This window comes from Myxococcus sp. AB036A, from assembly GCF_006547355.1.
GTDB classification, from domain to species: domain Bacteria; phylum Myxococcota; class Myxococcia; order Myxococcales; family Myxococcaceae; genus Myxococcus; species Myxococcus virescens.
The window spans coordinates 1-17,338 of record NZ_VHLC01000013.1 but is presented as its reverse complement, the minus strand read 5'-3'; the positions used below and the strand labels follow the sequence as shown (position 1 = coordinate 17,338).

The following is a 17,338-nucleotide window of genomic DNA, read 5'->3' as shown; positions in this document are numbered from 1 at the left end:
AAGGGGAACCGACCACAAAAATCCCTGAAACCCGGCCTCTGCTTGGGCCCTCTTCGGCGCCCGTCGTCTCTACTTATTCTCCGACCGCCGCCTCCCGCTGCCCCACTGTCCCGACGTCGCGCCGCCCCTTCGGGCAGCCTGCCCACCTGGGTTCCAATCGTCCAGGAGGCCCATGCCGCCTCGGCCCGCACCGCGGAACGAGGTGGGAGCACTGGCCACCAGGCCCTACTCATTCCGAGCAGGCAGCGCCGCCGCGCAGCTTAACCACCGCCCGCCCGGATGGCGTCTCCTTCAGCTCAGGCCGCGGGCGCTTTTCCGATGAGCGTGCGCAGCATGTCCCGGTTGTCCCGGGCCTTCTGGCCGAAGTGCGCGACGATGCCCATCAGCAGCTTCACGCAGGCTTGCGGCTTGGTGGCCAGGAGTTTCTGGAAATCCGCGGCGCGAATCTCGAGGGCCGACACGTCGGTGACGGCGGTGGCGGTGCACAGCCGCTCACCCTTCTGCACCAGGGCCAGCTCTCCCAGGGGCTCGCCGGACCCGACCTCGCCCAGGGACACCTCCTCACCTCCGGCGCTCTTGGCGCTCAGGCGCACGGTGCCCTCACCCACGATGAGGAGTGACTCCCCCGTCTTGCCTTCGGCGAAGAGCACGGTTCCCTTGGGGAACGCACGCGCGACGGCGACGCCGGCGAAAATCTGGATGCCGGTGTCCGTGAAACCCTTGAACAGCGGACACGCCTTGAGCGTTGTGGCAGGCACGAGAGCCATGGATGTGCTCCTAACACGCCCAGCGTAGGCTCGCGAGCGACTCAGCGGTCCGTGTGGTACTCGGCCGCGAGCAGCACGTAGTGCTGCGCGGACATCAAGAGAAACTCACGCTCCGCCTCGGTGATGGGACGCTTCACCCGGCCCGGGGAGCCCACCACCAGGGAGCCTGGGGGAATCTTCGTGCCCGGCGTCAGCAGGGCTCCCGCGCCGATGATGCAGTCGTCCCCCACTTCCGCGTCGTCCATCACGGTGGCGCCCATGCCCACCAGCACCCGGTTACCGATGGTGCACCCATGGAGGATGACGTGGTGCCCCACCGTCACGTCGTCCCCGACCGTGGTGGCGGACCTGCCGCTGGTGACATGAATCAGGGACAGGTCCTGCACGTTGGTGCGCTTCCCGATGCGGATGGGATTCACGTCCCCGCGCAGCACGCAGTTGAACCAGATGGAGGAGTCCTCCCCCACCTCGATGTCACCCACCAACTGGGCGGAGTCGTCCACGAAGCAGCCCGGGTGGACGCGGGGGGAGACACCTCGGAATGGCCTCTGGGGCATGGGGCTACGCCTCCGCGACGACGTGGAACGGCGCCTCGGCCATGGGCACTGGCAGCGGCTCCACCGTGGGGGGCTTGAGCAAGGCCACCTGCTTGCCCGCGAGCTGGTTGGGCGTGGCGCGCTCCACCTTCACCGTCACGAAGGCGCCCGCGGGGGCGTCCCCTTCGAAGTTGACGGTGCGGTTCTCCGGCGTGCGGCCGAAGCGCTTGGTGGGGTCGTAGCGCGAGTGCCCCTCCACCATGACCTCCACCTCCGAGCCCACGAGCGCCGCGGTGATTTCGCCGCTGATGCGCCGCTGCAGCTTCTGCAGCCGCTCCAGGCGGGCAATCTTCACCTCGTGCGGCACCGGGCCCCAGTCCTTCTCGCGCAGGGCCGCGCCCGTCTTGGGCCGCGGGCTGTAGACGAAGGAGAACTGGTTGTCGTAGCGGACCTGTTCGGTGAGCTGCATCGTCATCTCGAACTCCTCCTCGGTCTCTCCGGGGAAGCCGACGATGATGTCCGTGGTGACGGCGATGCCCGGCCGCGCCTCGCGCAGCTTCGCCAGGCGCTCCAGGTACTGCACCACCGTGTAGTCGCGGCGCATCATCTTGAGGATGCGGTCGCTGCCGCACTGCACCGGCAGGTGGAAATGCGGGGTGATCTTCGGCTGGACGCGGAAGGCTTCGATCAGCTCGTCGGACAGGTCATGCGGGTGGCTGGTGGTGAAGCGCACGCGCTCGATGCCGGGGACCTCCGCGGTGCGCAGCAAGAGCTGCGCGAAGGAGATGCCGCCCGCGTACGAGTTCACGTTCTGACCGATGAGCGTCACCTCGCGCACGCCCACCTTCGCCAGGTCCGCCACCTCGACGAGCACGTCGGGGAACGCCCGGCTCACTTCGCGGCCACGCGTGTGCGGCACGATGCAGAACGAGCAGACGTTGTCGCAGCCCTTCATCACCGTGACGAACTCGGTGACCTTGCCGCGGGACGTCTCCGGGTCGGCGCGCGGGAAGACGTACTCCTCCGAGTTCACGAAGGCCGTCTCCACCACCCGCTCCCGCTCCGCGGACACCCGGCCAATGATGTCCGGCAGGCGCGCGATGTTGTCGGGGCCGAAGACGAAGTCCAGGTACGGCACCTTCTTGAGGAGCTTGTCCTTCTCCTGCTGCGCCACGCACCCGCCCACGCCAATCAGCGCGCCACGGCTGGCCTTCACCGGCTTGTACCGCCCCAGGGCGGACAGCATCTTGTCCTCTGCCTTCTCCCGGATGGAGCAGGTGTTGAGGATGATGAGGTCGGCGTTGTCCGGCACCGGCGTCGGCGCGTAGGACATCTGGCTCAACACCTCGCTCATGCGGAGCGAGTCGTTGACGTTCATCTGGCAGCCGAAGGTGTGGATGAAATAGCGCTTCATGGAAGAACCCTGAGCAAGTACGTGCCCTTATCCGATGGCCGGACGCGGAATGCAACCAGCCGCCCGCCCGCCTTCATCCCCGGCTGAGCAGGTGCGTCAGGCGGGTGTGCAGGTCCACCAGCTCCGCTTCACGGGCCCGGAGCAGCACCAGGGCGTCCTCGCCGTAACGCCGCGCCAGGGCATTGGTTTCGCGCTCCTGCTTGGCCAGCTCGTCCTGGATGCGGCCCTTGAGCTCCTCCGCCGCGCCGCCCTGGAGCTGCCCCAGCTTGTCCTGGAGCTTGCGGACCGCCCAGCGCCGCCCGCCGAAGGCTCGCAGCAGCGCGCTGCCCTGCTCCGCCGTCTTGGGGTCCAGCCCGGATGCGGCCAGGGCCTCGGTGTGGGCCTTGGCCAGGGTCTCCGTTCCCTGCCCGGAGGCCCGGGCAAGGTAGGTCTGCTGGTAGCGGACCAGGGCGTCGAGCATCGCCGCGTCCAGCGGAGGGGCGGCCCAGCGGAGGGTCCGGTCGTCAGCGGCGGTGAGGTCGGTGGACGACTCCCGGTTGGGGACGTCCTGGAAGCCGTTGTCGTCGAAGAGGAAGGAAGACATGGGGAGGTGCCTTGCGGGGGGAATGGGCCCGGGACTACGCGGGCACGAGCTGGTCGGCGATCCGGGCCAGGTCCGACACGGAGGTGACGACGACGGCCTGGTGACAGTGCTTCTCGTAGGTGAGCATCTCGCTGTCGCCAATGCCCCAGTTGCCACGCTCCTCGGGGCAGATCCACAAGAGCCGCTTCGCCTTGCGGCGCAGGTCCTTGAGGGCCCAGGCGTTGTTCGCGTTGTAGTTGTTCCGCCCGTCGCCAATCACCATCACGGTGGTCCGGCGGGTGATGCTGCCCAGGTGGTCCCGGGTGAAGTCGGCCAGGGCGCGGCCGTAGTTGGAGTTCGCGCTCAGGGACACCGTCTTGCCCGCGGTGGCCATGTCGATGGCGGCGTCGACCTCCAGGTCCTTGAAGTACTGCGTCACCTCGCCCACGTCGGACACGAAGACGAACGAGCGCACGCGGACGAAGAGCGACTGCATCGTGTGCATGAACAGCAGCATCATCCGCGAGGCCTGACGCACGGAGTCGGACACGTCGCAGAGCACCACCAGCTCCGGGCGCTCGGGGCGGCGGCTGCGGAACTGGGGCACCATGGGCACCCCGCCCCACGGCAGGTTCCGGCGCAGGGTGCGCCGCACGTTGAGGGCCCCCTTGCGGTGCGAGCGCTGCTTCCGGATGAGCCGGCTGCGCAGCTTCTCCGCCAGGGTGCGCACGGCGGACTCCATCTGGTCCACCTCCGCCTGGGTGAGTAGGTGCAGCGGCTTATCCGCAGCGGTGTCGGTGCGACGGCGGATGCGGGCCTCCGCCTGGCGCTTCACTTCCTGGCGTGCGGCGTCCTCAATCTTCCGCATCGCGGCCGCGACATGGCGCGAGACAATCTCCACCCCTTCCGGGGTGAGGCCGCGGGCTCGCAGCTCGTCCTCGAGCGACTTCATGTCGTTCCGGGCCTTGTCCGCCCCAGCCGCCGCCAGCATGCGCCGGGAGAAGAACCCGGCCTGGAGCGGGCTCTCCATCCGCGACAGGTCCAGCTGTAGCGAGGCCATCCGGAAGATCTGCGCCAGCCGGGCCCGGTCTCCCATCAGCACGGCCTGGGCCAGGGGGGACATCTCCGGGAGGAGCTGGTGCATCTGGATGAGGACCATCTTCAGCAGGTCGCCCTCCAGGTAGCCTTCCTCCTCCAACTGCTGCGCCAGCGACTTGTCGATGTCCTCGAACGTCCTCGCCGCGCCGGAGAAGTAGAACTCGAAGGCCCGGTTGAAGGTGTCCACGTCCAGCTCGCGCTTCACCAGCGTGGTGCGGAGCACCGAACGGAACAGGTTCCGATCCTTGAGGCCTACCTCGGACGTGGCGCGCAGCGCGTCCTGGACCTCGGACGTACTGACACGCACACCGTTCTGGCGAAGGACCTCGGCGAACTCGACGATGCGGGCATCCACGCAACCATCATGTCCGGGGATGGCCCGCGCGCAATCGGGAATGCACAACCATGAAGCGAGCGGACGCCTGCCTCCCTGGTACACGCGGTGTAATCACTAAAATTTACTGAATTACTGCTTATTCCGGGGCGGGGTTGCGAGCCACCCACTGCGGTTTCAGAGGAGAATCGGGCAAACCCTGGCTTGAGTGCCAAAGGGCGCCCGAATCTCGCCGCTCAACGCAGCAAAGACTGACAGTGCGTGTTGGGGCGATTCAGGCCGGTCGCTCGAAGGACATCACGGCCTCGACGTGATGCGTCTGAGGGAACATGTCGACCACCTGGAGGGCCAGGGGCTTGTAGCCCGCGGCAACCAGGCCAGCGGCGTCCCGAGCCAGGGATGCCGGGTCACACGCCACGTACACCACGCGGCGCACGCCCAAGGCGGTCATCCACTTCGCCAGGCCCGGCGCTCCCGCGCGCGGCGGGTCCGCGAGGCACACATCGAAGCGGCGCTGCTCGGCCACCAGCCCGTCGCACACCTTGCGGGCGTCGCCCTGGATGAAGCGCACATTCGTCACCCCACCCTCGCGAGCGCTCCGCTGGGCCAGCTCGACGCCCACGGGGGAAGACTCCACGCCCAGCACGGACGCGGCGGTTCCGGCCAGTGGGAAGGTGAAGTTGCCGTTGCCCGAATACAGCTCCAGCACGGTGTCGGACTCGCGGGCCCCCAACTCGTACACGGCCGAGGTCACCAGCCCCACGTTGGCCTCGGCATGGGCCTGAGCGAAGGCATCCGGCCGCAGGTACAGGGGGACTTCCGGCCGCAGCGGCGAGTAGGAGCGCAGCGCCGGCTTGCCAAGAAGCCGGGCCGAGCCTTCCTTCGGCGTCAGCACCGCGCCCTCCAGCCGCAGGGCGCGCACGGCCGCCTCGGCGGCCTCCAGGTGACGCGCCGTCACCGGGCCGCTGAGGTTCACTGCGAACGCGGCCTTGTCCCCTTCTGCCAGCAGCAGCACTTCCTCGGCATCCTTCGCCAGGGGCTTGAGCAGCGGGGCCAGCTTGCCGGGGAGCGCCGCGAGCACGGGCGTGAGCGCGCCGCAGACTTCCACGGGCACGCGTTCGTGGCTGCGCCGGCCGAAGTACCCCAGCGCGCCCTTGCCCGCGGGGTGCAGCACCGCGCGGCGCCGGTAGCCCCAGTCGCGTGGGGCCACCAGCAGCGGACGCACGGTGAAGCTGTCCCGAGCCAGGTGCCCCAGGTGCTCCAGGGTGGAGAGGACGATCTCTTGCTTCGCGCTGCGCTGGGCGGACTCGGCCAGCCCCAGCCAGTCACAGCCGCCACAGTCGGACGCGTACACACAGGGCGCGTCACGCCGGTCCGGGCCTGGCGACACCACCTGTCGCAGGATGCCGCGCAGCACACGCCCTTGCGTCTCCAGGTGGACGCGCACGGTGTCGCCCGGGAAGGTCCCCGGGATGAAGACGGTGCGCCCCTGCCAGGAGGCCACGCCTTCGCCGAGCTGGCCGAGGCGTTCGATGGTCAGTTCAATGGGAAGTTCGGGTAGCGGCAACATTCAGGCGCTATTCGGGCGGGAGCTCCGAGCGCAGGCGCTCCACGAACTCCGCGATACGCGTTCGCTTGTCTTCATCAACGTCCAGGAACTCCACCGCCATCCCTGGGGACTGGGGCGCGGGCACGCCCACGGCATTGGTGCGCGTCACCCGCCCCTTCAGCTCCACGGGGAAGTGCGCGCCGGGCAGCGTCACCAACAGCCGCACCACCGTGTCCACGGCCAGCGGCTTGTCGGTGTTGATGTAGAGGCCCCCCTTCGACAGGTTCACCGCCCAGTCGGTGACGAAGCCAGAGACGCTGCGGTAGGCCACCGGCAGCTCGTACTCGAGACGGGGCGCGCGGGGATGAGGGGTCGAGGTGTTGGGACTGTCTGCCATGGGAAGCGCTCCGCCGCGGGGTTCGTACAACGCCCGCGGCGGTGCACCTTATCCCCACACGCTCAGACTTTCATCTCACGGACGTCGGGGGCCACCGTCAGCTTCGGCTCGGTGAGCTTCTGCACCTGCTCCACCGTCACTCCGGGTGCCACCTCGCGCAGGATGAGTCCCTGCGGCGTCACGTCGATGTACGCGTGGTCCGTGACGATGTGGTGGATGCACTTGAGGCCCGTCAGCGGCAACGAGCACTTCTTGAGGATCTTGGGCTTGCCGTCCTTGTTGGCGTGCTCCATGGCCACGAAGATGCGCTGGGCACCGACGGCCAGGTCCATGGCGCCGCCCATGCCCTTGATCATCTTTCCGGGGATCATCCAGTTGGCCAGGTCGCCCTCTTCGCTGACCTCCATGGCGCCCAGCACGGCCATGTCGATGTGGCCGCCGCGGATCATTCCGAACGACAGCGCCGAGTCGAAGAACGCGGCGCCGGGCACCGCCGTCACCGTCTCCTTCCCGGCGTTGATGAGGTCCGGATCCTCCTGGCCTTCCAGGGGCCAGGGGCCGATGCCCAGCAGGCCGTTCTCCGACTGGAGCACGATGTCCATGCCCGGCGGGATGTAGTTGGCGACCAGGGTGGGCATGCCGATACCCAGGTTGACGTAGAAGCCGTCCTGCAGCTCCTGGGCGATGCGCTGTGCAATCTGTTCACGAGTCAGTGGCATGGCTGGGCTCCTCAGGCCGACTTGCGGACGGTGCGCCGCTCGATCCACTTCTGGAGGTTCTTCGCCTGGACGATGCGCTTCACGAAGATGCTCGGGATGTGCACCAGATCCGGGTCCAGCTCGCCCGGCTCCACGATGTGCTCCGCCTCGACGATGGTGACCTTGGCCGCCATGCACATCATCGGGGAGAAGTTCCGCGCCGTCTTGCGGAACACCAGGTTGCCCCATCGGTCCGCCTTCCACGCGCGGACAATGGCGAAGTCCGCCTTCAACGGCGTCTCCAGCACGTGCAGCCGCCCGTCGATGACGCGTGTCTCCTTCCCTTCGGCCACCTGGGTGCCGGCGCCCGTCGGGGTGAAGAAGCCGCCAATGCCGCAGCCGCCCGCGCGGATGCGCTCGGCCAGGGTGCCCTGCGGGTTCAGCTCCACCTCCAGCTCACCGGAGAGGAACTGCCGCTCGAACTCCTTGTTCTCTCCCACGTAGCTGGACACCATCTTCTTCACCTGCTTGTTCTGAAGCAGGATGCCGAGCCCCAGCTCGGTGGTGCCGCAGTTGTTGGAGATGATGGTGAGGTTCTTCACGTTCTTCCGGTGAAGTGCCTCGATGAGATTCTCCGGGTTGCCGCACAGCCCGAAGCCGCCGCTCATGAGCGTGCAGCCATCCGGGATGTCGGCGACCGCCTCGTCCGCGTTCGCGTAGACCTTGTTCATCCGCCCTCCCGCATGTGCGAACGGGGTGACGGCCCTTGGCAGGCCCCCACCCCGTGCCCCTCCCCTATCGGGAGAGGAAGTTCAGCGCTCCACCATCAGCGCGATGCCCTCGCCGCCGCCGATGCAGAGCGACGCGACGCCACGCTTCTTGTCCAGGTCCTGCATCGTCTGCAGCAGCGTCACCAGCACGCGCGCGCCGGACGCGCCAATCGGGTGGCCCAGCGCCACCGCGCCGCCGCGCACGTTCACCTTCGACACGTCCAGGCCGAGCAGCCGGTTGTTCGCGATGGACACCACCGCGAACGCCTCGTTGATCTCCCAGAGGTCCACGTCACCCGCGCTGATGCCCTGCTTCTTCAGCAGCTTGTTGATGGCGTCCGTGGGCGCGATGGTGAACTCCACCGGCTTGCGCGCCGCCTGGGCGTAGCCCGTGATGCGGCCCAGGATGGCGCGGCCCTCGGCCTTCGCGCGCTCCTCGCTCATCAGCACCAGCGCCGCGGCGCCGTCGTTGATGGAGGACGCGTTGGCGGCTGTCACCGTACCGTCCTTCTTGAACACCGGCTTCAGGCCCGGAATCTTCTCCGGCTTCGCGTTGCGGGGCCCCTCGTCGTCGGAGACGGTGACGACGTCCTCCGGCTTCTTGCCCGGAATCTGGACCGGGACGATCTCCGCCTTGAACAGGCCTTCCTTCTGGGCCTGGATGGCGCGGCGCGTGGACTCCAGCGCGTACTCGTCCTGCTGCGAGCGGCTGATGTCCTGCGTCGTGGCGCACTCCTCGGCGCAGATGCCCATGTGGACGTTGCCGTACACGTCCCAGAGGCCGTCGTGGATCATCGCGTCCTTGAACTCCACGTTGCCCATGCGCGCGCCGCCACGCATCGTGTGGCTGATGTACGGCGCGTTGCTCATGGACTCCATGCCGCCCACGACGACGACGTCCGCGTCACCCAGGGCAATGGCCTGCGCGCCCGCGCTGACGGCCTTGAGGCCGGAGCCACAGACCTTGTTGAGCGTGGTGGCGGGAACCGTCTCGGGCAGGCCGGCGAAGATGGCCGCCTGGCGAGCGGGCGCCTGGCCCACGCCCGCGGTGAGCACACAGCCCATGATGACTTCCTGAACGACCTCGGGCTTCACGCCCGCGCGCTCCAGCGCCGCCTTGATCGCGATCGCGCCCAGCTGCGGGGCCGTCAGCTTGGCGAGCGCGCCCTGAAAGGCACCAATGGGGGTACGGGCCGCGCCCACGATGACGACGTCTCGAGCCATGAAACCTGCCTCCTCTTGAGGATGTGCGGATGCTCTTCGATAACAGTGTCGGGGGCCCTTATCACCGGCCACTTCCCTGAGTTCAAGCATCCTTGCTCGTCACACGGGCGTGAGCGTCCACTGTGCACGACGCAACGCGCCAGCCCTCGTAACCGCGCGAAGTCACGAAGGCTGGCGGTGTGCTGGGCGGGCCCCTGCCCAACCTACCGGTCGGATGGTTTCTAGTGGGCACGCCAGGAGACCAGCGCCATGTCAGCGCCACCTGTGGTGAGGACCGCGCCGTCCCCGCGCCATGAAGCGCCCTGGACCATGTTGTCGTGGACCCCCATGACACTGGGCAGAAGTTGGCCGTGCTCATGTACCTGCCAGTCGAAGACGAGTCCCTCCACACCGCCACCGGAGAAGCGCGTACCGTCCGGATGCCACGCCAGGGCCAGTTGCGTGGTCCACGTGGGGGTCTCCGCGATGACAGCCCCCGTCCCCACATCCAGGACGGACACCCCCAGCCGGTCGCTGCATGCCAACCGGGTCCCATCAGGACTGAGCGCCGCGGTGGTCAGGATTTCCGGGGCGGACTCCACGCGCTTGAGCACACCGGAGCCACAGTTCCAGACATCCCAGGCCGCGTGGGTATAGACGATGATCAGCGACTGTCCGTCCGGCGTCCATCCCAGCGCTACGACGGGGCTGTCCGTCTCTGGGATGTTGAGCAGCTCCGTGCGCGAAGCGACGTCCCAGACCTGGACGCTGGTCATGCTTCCCGTGAGAAATAGCGTCGCGCCCGCGCTCGCCAGCGTGCGGCCGTCCGGACTCAGTGCGACGTGCTCCACCTTGGGTGTATGCCCCTGCGCCCGTTGCATCATCTGCAGCGGCGGCTGCGTCAGCCGGCCCGTGCCGGCGTCCCAGACGCCGACGCGGCCATCAGCACCTCCCGACGCGAGCCGTGCGCCACTCGCGTCCCATCCGAGCGCGCGGACCGACTTGCCCTCGTGTCCGTCCAAAGTCGCCAGCGCCTGGCCCGCGGCGCCCCAGAGCCGGACCTTTCCGTCGTCGCCCGCTGACGCCAGCCGGTCCCCCGCCGGACTCCACTTCGTGGCGTTGATCGCGGACGAATGGGCCACCAACTCGTGGCGCTGCAGCCGCGACTGCTGCGCGTCCACGCTGAAGGTGGAGACCGACGCGGGCTTGCGCGCCACCGCGACGAACGAGTCGTGGACCGGGTGGAAGCGCACGGCGCTGAAGCCCAGGGCGTCCAACCGATTGGGTGGCACCTCGGTGCCGTTTGCTACCACCGTCCCGGTGTTGACGTTCAGGACCGTCAAGGAGTGGACCAGATCCACGATGACGAGCCAGTCCCGGGTTGGGCTCCAGTCCATGCGGGACGACACGCTCCACGGTCCAAACCAGGAGGCCTGGAGCTCGTGGGTTGCCGTCTCGTACACCCGGACGTTCCGGTAGCTCCCCACGGCGTAGCGAGCGCCATCCGGACTCCAGGAGAAGCTGTCGCCATGCCCCACCTCGTGGACCTGCACCCAGGGGTCCAGACTGTGGATTTCCACCTGCTCGCCCGCCATCTCCAACGCAACCCGCGCTCCGTCCGGGCTCCAGTGGATATTCCGGAGGGTGCGCGCCGTCCGCAACGGCGCCCGGCTCTCCGTCCCCGAGGACGCGGCCCAGAAGCGCACCTCCGCGCCGCCTGTCTCCGGGTGGCTGACGCTGGCCAACTCATTTCCTCGCGCATACCAGGCCAGCCCCACCACGGGCCCCGCGTGGGCGCTCCACGTCTGGTGGAACGCTCCCGTCGCCGGGTCGATCAAGGCCAGTCGCCCATCCGCGAGCCCCACCGCCAGGTCCTCGTCCCGCGGGCCCCAGGACACCGAACGGATGTCAGTGGAGTCCTGGTGGATGATGCGGGCAACCTGCCCAAGGCCCGCATTCCAGATGCGCAGGCCGCCGCGCGTGCCCCTTTGATCCAACACTGCGAGCAGCCGGCCATCGGGGCCCCACGACGCATCGCTGGGGTAGGAGGCGCCCGTCTGGCGCCACTCCACGGCCTGCTCCTCCCTTCGGGCGAACCCTGCCCCACAATGGCGGTTGTGGTCGACCCGGACGACCTGGGACGCGCGCTCGGTGCCACAGCGCAGCAACCCCGTGAAGCGCCAGCCGGGCTGTGGCTCCACGGACAGAGTGACTTCGGCCCCGACCTCGAAGCGAGCGCTGCAGGTGGACGTGCAGTCGATGCCGCTCGGCGTGCTCGTCACGCGTCCGTGGCCAAAGACCTCCACAGTGAGCTCCCGCTTCCCGTCATCCAGCGGTGGCGGCGGGTGCACGTCGAAGAGCGCGTATTCGGACCACGCCCCCAATTGTCCGTGGGTATCGACCGCGCGGCAGCGGGCCGAGAACTGCCCCTTCGTCTGGAAGACGGGAGCCACGTCACCAGCGGTGCCGCTGGGAACACGCTCGGACAGGCCGACTTCCGCCTTCGCGCGCCCCCAGTCGAACGCATAGATCAGCGCGTCACCGTCCGGATCCTCGGCGATGCACCGGAAACCTCCCGGCAATCCCGCCGTGAGCCCGACGGCGGGGACCTCGATGCGTGCCTGGCCCGGAGGGCGGGACACAGAGGGATTCGGGCTGCTTCCATCCGAACAAGCAAACACCGCACTCAGCATGAGTGCGCAGGCCACCCCGGAGCGACTGCCCCAGGCAACAGAACGAACAGACATGGATTGTCCCCCGCGCGCTCGGCCCCGTAGCGCGCGGCGTCTTGCATAGCAGGCCCCGCCCCGAAACGGCAACGGCCGGGCCCCCTCTCGGGAACCCGGCCGTCTCGCCGTGCTGGCGCGTGCGGCTGAAGACTACTTCTTCAGCTTGCTCGCCATCACGTCGCCGAGGCGCGCCTTCGAGCCTTCCGCCTGCTTGCGGAGGTACTCGCGGTAGTCCTCGCCCTCGCCGATCAGCGCCTTCATCGACAGCGCGACCTTCCGGTCCGGGGTGTTGATGTCGATGATCTTCACCTCGACATCCTGCGCCTCCTGCACCACGTCACGCGGGTTCTCGACACGCTCCTCCTTCAGCTCGGAGACGTGGACGAGGCCCTCGATGCCCGGCTCGATCTCCACGAACGCGCCGAAGTCGGTGACCTTGGTGACCTTGCCCTTCACGCGGCTGCCCACGGGCAGGCGCTCGGACAGCGTCTCCCAGGGGTCCGGCTGGAGCTGCTTGATGCCCAGGCTGAAGCGCTCGTTCTCGACGTCGATGTTGAGCACCACCGCCTCGACTTCGTCGCCCTTCTTGAACATCTCGCCCGGGTGCTTGATGCGCACCGTCCAGGAGATGTCGGAGACGTGCACCAGGCCGTCCACGCCCTCCTCGACGCCGACGAACACGCCGAAGTCGGTGACGTTGCGGATCTGACCCTTGATGACGGAGCCGATCGGGTACTTGTCCTCGAGCAGCGTCCAGGGGTTCTGCTCGATCTGCTTCATGCCCAGCGCGATGCGCTTGGCCTTCGGATCGATGTCCAGGACGACGGCCTCCACCTCCTGGCCGACCTCCAGGATCTTGGACGGGTGCTTGAGGCGCTTGGTCCAGGACATCTCGGACACGTGCACCAGACCCTCGACGCCCTGCTCGATCTCGATGAACGCGCCGTAGTCCGTGATGGACACGACCTTGCCGCGGACGCGCGTGCCGACCGGGTACTTCTCGTCGGCGCGGTGCCACGGGTCCTCCTGGATCTGCTTCAGGCCCAGGCTGACGCGCTCCTGCGTCGGGTCGAACTTGAGGACGACGACGCGAACCTCGTCACCCACGTTGAACATCTCGCTCGGGTGACCGATGCGGCCCCACGACATGTCCGTGATGTGGAGCAGACCGTCGATACCGCCCAGGTCGATGAACGCACCGTAGTCGGTGAGGTTCTTGACCACGCCCTTGAGGACGGCACCCTCCTTGAGGTTCTTGAGGGTCTCCTTCTTCATCTCCTCGCGCTGCTTCTCGAGGAGCACGCGGCGGGAGAGGACGATGTTGCCGCGCTTCTTGTTGAACTTGATGACCTTGAACTCGAATTCCTTCGAGATGTACTGGTCAAGGTTCCGCACGGGGCGGATGTCAACCTGCGAGCCGGGCAGGAACGCCTTCACGCCGATGTCGACGGACAGGCCGCCCTTCACGCGACCGACGATGGTGCCCTTGACGATCTCATCGCGCTCGCAGGCGGCGCTGATCTCGTCCCAGATGCGCATCTTGTCGGCCTTCTCCTTGGAGAGGACGACCATGCCGGTGTCGTTCTCGCGGCTCTCCAGGAGGACCTCGACGGGGTCACCGGCCTGAACCGAGACCTCTCCGCGAGGGTTGGTGAACTCGGAGATCGGGACCTGTCCCTCGGACTTGTAGCCGATGTCGACAATCGCGAAGTCCTTCGTCACCTGGACCACGGTGCCCTTGACGATCTCCCCTTCCTTCAGGATGCCGTCACCACCGCGCTCCTTGAGCGAGGCCTCGAACATTGCGGCAAAGTCTTCGTCGCCGCCGTCCATCCCGACCTGCTGGTTCACGTTCTGCTGCATGAAATGGAAGTCCTTTGAAACCGGTACAACTGCCCCCTGATGGTGGTTTTTCCGTCGCGGCCTGCGGGGAGCAGCGGGCAGTGACGTTCGTCCTCCTCATTGAGGACTTGATTTGATGGAAGCCGCGCACCCTAGACACCGGTGATTCCGGTAGTCAAGCGAGCTCGTGCCCCCTGTGCTGTTGGGTGGATGTCCTACCCCGGAGCTGTCAATGGCTCCTAGTTAAGAACGCCTGCCCTGCCGCGCAGCCCCGGTCCGCAGGATGCCTGCCCCCCGCCTGGTGCGCGAACGAGCGGCCAAGGCCCTGAAATTCCAGGGCCTGAACCGGGCCGCGCTCAACCGTCGGCGGCCCGGATTTCTTCCCGGCCCTCAGCCCTGGAGCTTGAAGCTCTCGCGGGCGATCACCATCCGCTGCACCTCGCTGGTGCCTTCGTAGATGGTCTGCACGCGGGCATCGCGGAAGTACCGCTCCACCGGGAACTCGTCGATGTAGCCGTAGCCGCCGTGGAGCTGCACGGCCTTGTCGGCCACCTTGTTGCTCATCTCGCTGGCGAAGAGCTTCGCCATGGAGGCCTCGCGGGAGAACGGCTGCCCCTTCTCCTTCATCGACGCCGCGCGCAGCGTCAGCAGCTCCGCCGCCTCCAGCTGCGTCTGCATGTCCGCGAGCATGAAGCGCGGACCCTGGAACTCGCCAATGGGCTGGCCGAACGCCTGACGGTCCTTCACGTAGGCCACGGTCGCCTCGAGCGCCGCGCGCCCCACGCCGCAGGCCTGCGCCGCAATGCCAATGCGCCCACCGTCCAGCGCCACCATGGCCAACTTGAAGCCCTGCCCTTCGGCGCCCAGCAGGTTCTCCGCCGGAACCTCGCAGTCCTCGAACGTGAGCGAGACCGTGTTCGAGGAGCGCAGGCCCATCTTGTCCTCGTGCTTGCCGATGATGAGCCCCTTCGTCCCGCCTTCGACGATGAAGCACGACAAGCCCTTGTTGCCGGCGGGGGACGTGCGCGCCCACACCACCATCACCCCCGCGTACGCGCCGGAGGTGATCCACTGCTTGCTGCCGTTGAGGACCCACACGTCCCCGCGCCGCACCGCGGTGGTGCGCAGCGCGCCGGGGTCGGAGCCCGCATGGGGCTCGGACAGCGCGAACGAGCCCGCGATGGCCTCGCCGGACGCCAGCCGCGTCACGTACTTCTCGCGCTGCGCGTCGGTGCCGAACGCGTTGATGAGCTCGCCGCACATGTTGGTGACGGCCATGGCCACCGACGTGGATGCGTCGGCCGCGGCCATCTCCATCATCGCCAGCGCATAGGCCACCACGCCGGCCTCCGAACCGCCGTAGCGCGCCGGGAGGTTCACCCCCAGCAGTCCCATCTCGCCCAACTGCCGGAAGAGGTCCGTGGGAAAGCGCTCTTCGCGGTCCAGTGTCCGGGCCAGGGGGGCCACGCGCTCGCGAGCGAACTTGCGCGCGGTGTCGCGGATGAGGGTCTGCGTCTCGGTGAGCTCGAGGTTCACGGCGGTTGTCCTACTCGATGGCCTTGAGGTTGAACGGGTACTCGATGGGGCGGTCCGTGCCATCCGGAGGCTTCGGGAAGGTCATGGACGACAGGACGGCCTGTACGCAGTCGTGCAGGCTCGGGTCCTTGAGCGTGCTGGTCTTCTTCACCACGCGGGCGTCCTTCACCAGACCGTTGGCGTCGATGGTGAAGGTCGTCATCAGCCGCCCCTCCACCGTCCGGTCCTTCTCCGCCATGTGGTCCTCGTAGCACTCCTGGATGCGGCGCTGGTGGTACTGGACGACCTGACGGATGGAGTCGGGCGTGAAGGGCATCCGGTCGACGTCCGGCCCTTCTCGCTTGGCGGGGGCCGGCGTCGTGGCGGCGGACTTGCCACCGGCGGGCGCCTTCGCGGGGGCGGCGCCCTGCGCGAGCGCAACCGCCGAGGCCAGGACGACTGCGGAGAGAAGCGCTCGAGTCATGACGGTTACTCCCTCAGCAGGTTGGCGGCGATGACGATGCGCTGGATTTCGCTCGTCCCCTCGTAGATCTCCGTGATGCGCGCGTCGCGCACGTGGCGCTCCACGTCCATCTCCTTGCTGTAGCCCATGCCGCCGTGCACCTGCAGGGCCTTGTTCGCCACGCGGCTGGCCATCTCGCTGGCGTACAGCTTGGCCATGGCGCTCTCCGCGCTGTGGCGCACGCCCTTGTCCTTCTGCAGGGCCGCCCGCCACACGAGCAGCCGGGCCGCGTCAATCTCCGTGGCCATGTCGGCGATCATGAACTGGATGGCCTGGTGCTCGCGGATGGGCTTGCCAAAGGACTTGCGCTCACCGGAGTAGCGCACCGCCTCCTCGTACGCCGCGCGCGCGATGCCCAGCGCCTGCGACGCGATGCCGATGCGGCCGCCGTCCAGCGTGCTCATGGCGATCTTGAAGCCCTCGCCTTCCTTGCCGAGCATGTACTTGGCCGGCACGCGCATGTCCTCGAAGAACATGGAGCAGGACCAGGCGGCGCTGATGCCCATCTTCTTGTCCGGCTCGGCGCGGATGAACCCCGGGGTGTCCGTGGGGACCATGAACGCGGTGATGCCCTTGTGGCCCGCTTCCTTGTTGGTCATCGTCATCAGGACGATGGCGTCGGCCTTGGGGCCGTTGGTGATCCAGTTCTTCGAGCCGTTGATGACGTACTCGTCACCCTTGCGCACGGCGACCGTCTTCTGCGCGGCGGCGTCGCTGCCGGCCTCGGGCTCGGTGAGGCCGAAGCAGCCCAGCTTCTCGCCCCGGGCGAAGGGCGCCAGGAACTGCTCCTTCTGCGCATCCGTGCCGTACTTCATGATCGGATCGCAGTAGAGCGAGTTGTTCACGCTCATGATGACGCCGGTGGAGGCACAGCCGCGGCTGATCTCCTCCATGGCGATGGCGTAACAGACGTTGTCGAGCCCGGCGCCGCCGTTCTGCTCGGGAACGGCCACGCCCAGCAGGGACAGCTCGGCCAGCTTCTTCACCGCGTCGGTCGGCCAGGCGTGGTGCTCGTCCCACTTGCGGGCGTTGGGGATGAGCTCCTTGGCCGCGAACTCGCGGGTCATCCGCTGGATTTCACGCTGGATGTCGGTCAACTCGAAGTTCATGGAACCTCCATAATATGAGGGGCTTCCCTCTGGAACAGCGAAGACGCGGCGCGTGCGCGGAAGCGCGCCGTGGCGTGCCGGTGAGACACCGTCCGGTCGCCTGAGACCCGGGATTCCCCGGGAGTACCCCAGAACATATTGAGGGGCACCGTGACGTCGAGGCTGACGTCCAGCCGGTTCCCCTCCCCCGTCCATGCCCGCCGCACGACCACGGACAGGGTCCACGGTACCGTGTCCGGGTGCCGCTCGATGAAGTCATAGGACAACCCCAGCCCGGCCACGCCCCCCGAAC

General features: G+C 67.8%; 15 protein-coding genes and 1 pseudogene. All 16 read right to left on the bottom strand.

Annotated features, from left to right (window positions below; translation table 11 throughout):
• Positions 1-296 precede the first annotated feature (296 nt).
• Positions 297-767 carry a Crp/Fnr family transcriptional regulator gene (locus FL344_RS07910; RefSeq protein WP_141618074.1) on the bottom strand — a complete coding sequence of 157 codons (471 nt, stop codon included), beginning with the start codon at positions 765-767 and terminating at the stop codon, positions 297-299.
• 41 nt (positions 768-808) lie between these two features.
• On the bottom strand, positions 809-1,324 hold the full coding sequence (locus tag FL344_RS07905) for a gamma carbonic anhydrase family protein (RefSeq protein WP_090492640.1): 516 nt from the start codon (positions 1,322-1,324) through the stop codon (positions 809-811).
• Between the two features lie 4 nt (positions 1,325-1,328).
• Entirely contained in the window at positions 1,329-2,717 is a 1,389-nt protein-coding gene (gene miaB, locus FL344_RS07900; protein ID WP_141618073.1) for a tRNA (N6-isopentenyl adenosine(37)-C2)-methylthiotransferase MiaB, read from the bottom strand.
• Between the two features lie 73 nt (positions 2,718-2,790).
• Entirely contained in the window at positions 2,791-3,300 is a 510-nt protein-coding gene (locus FL344_RS07895; protein WP_141618072.1) for a hypothetical protein, read from the bottom strand.
• A 34-nt stretch (positions 3,301-3,334) separates the two neighbouring features.
• Positions 3,335-4,732, bottom strand: coding sequence for a VWA domain-containing protein (locus FL344_RS07890; protein ID WP_140862901.1), 1,398 nt, complete (start codon positions 4,730-4,732; stop codon positions 3,335-3,337).
• Between the two features lie 253 nt (positions 4,733-4,985).
• Complete coding sequence (locus FL344_RS07885; RefSeq protein WP_141618071.1) at positions 4,986-6,281, bottom strand: class I SAM-dependent RNA methyltransferase; 1,296 nt, start codon at positions 6,279-6,281, stop codon at positions 4,986-4,988.
• Between the two features lie 7 nt (positions 6,282-6,288).
• Complete coding sequence (locus FL344_RS07880; RefSeq protein ID WP_090492651.1) at positions 6,289-6,657, bottom strand: TIGR02266 family protein; 369 nt, start codon at positions 6,655-6,657, stop codon at positions 6,289-6,291.
• 62 nt (positions 6,658-6,719) lie between these two features.
• Positions 6,720-7,376, bottom strand: coding sequence for a CoA transferase subunit B (locus FL344_RS07875; RefSeq protein ID WP_141589753.1), 657 nt, complete (start codon positions 7,374-7,376; stop codon positions 6,720-6,722).
• An 11-nt stretch (positions 7,377-7,387) separates the two neighbouring features.
• Complete coding sequence (locus tag FL344_RS07870) at positions 7,388-8,086, bottom strand: CoA transferase subunit A (protein ID WP_090492653.1); 699 nt, start codon at positions 8,084-8,086, stop codon at positions 7,388-7,390.
• Between the two features lie 81 nt (positions 8,087-8,167).
• A complete protein-coding gene (locus tag FL344_RS07865; protein WP_141618070.1) occupies positions 8,168-9,349 on the bottom strand; it encodes a thiolase family protein in 1,182 nt (393 codons plus the stop codon).
• Positions 9,350-9,570: 221 nt separating this feature from the next.
• The gene (locus tag FL344_RS07860; RefSeq protein WP_141618069.1) at positions 9,571-11,970 is read right to left on the bottom strand and encodes a WD40 repeat domain-containing protein; all 2,400 of its coding nucleotides are present in this window, start codon (positions 11,968-11,970) and stop codon (positions 9,571-9,573) included.
• Between the two features lie 237 nt (positions 11,971-12,207).
• Complete coding sequence (locus FL344_RS07855) at positions 12,208-13,920, bottom strand: 30S ribosomal protein S1 (RefSeq protein ID WP_002639616.1); 1,713 nt, start codon at positions 13,918-13,920, stop codon at positions 12,208-12,210.
• Positions 13,921-14,289: 369 nt separating this feature from the next.
• Positions 14,290-15,435 (bottom strand): acyl-CoA dehydrogenase family protein, encoded by a 1,146-nt coding sequence (locus tag FL344_RS07850; protein WP_141589756.1) that lies wholly within the window; start codon positions 15,433-15,435, stop codon positions 14,290-14,292.
• Positions 15,436-15,445: 10 nt separating this feature from the next.
• Entirely contained in the window at positions 15,446-15,898 is a 453-nt protein-coding gene (locus FL344_RS07845; protein WP_141589757.1) for an AgmX/PglI C-terminal domain-containing protein, read from the bottom strand.
• A 5-nt stretch (positions 15,899-15,903) separates the two neighbouring features.
• The gene (locus tag FL344_RS07840; RefSeq protein ID WP_011553809.1) at positions 15,904-17,046 is read right to left on the bottom strand and encodes an acyl-CoA dehydrogenase; all 1,143 of its coding nucleotides are present in this window, start codon (positions 17,044-17,046) and stop codon (positions 15,904-15,906) included.
• Positions 17,043-17,338 (bottom strand): annotated as a pseudogene (locus FL344_RS38945) (hypothetical protein); the annotation flags it as partial. The gene FL344_RS07840 and the pseudogene FL344_RS38945, both read right to left, overlap by 4 nt.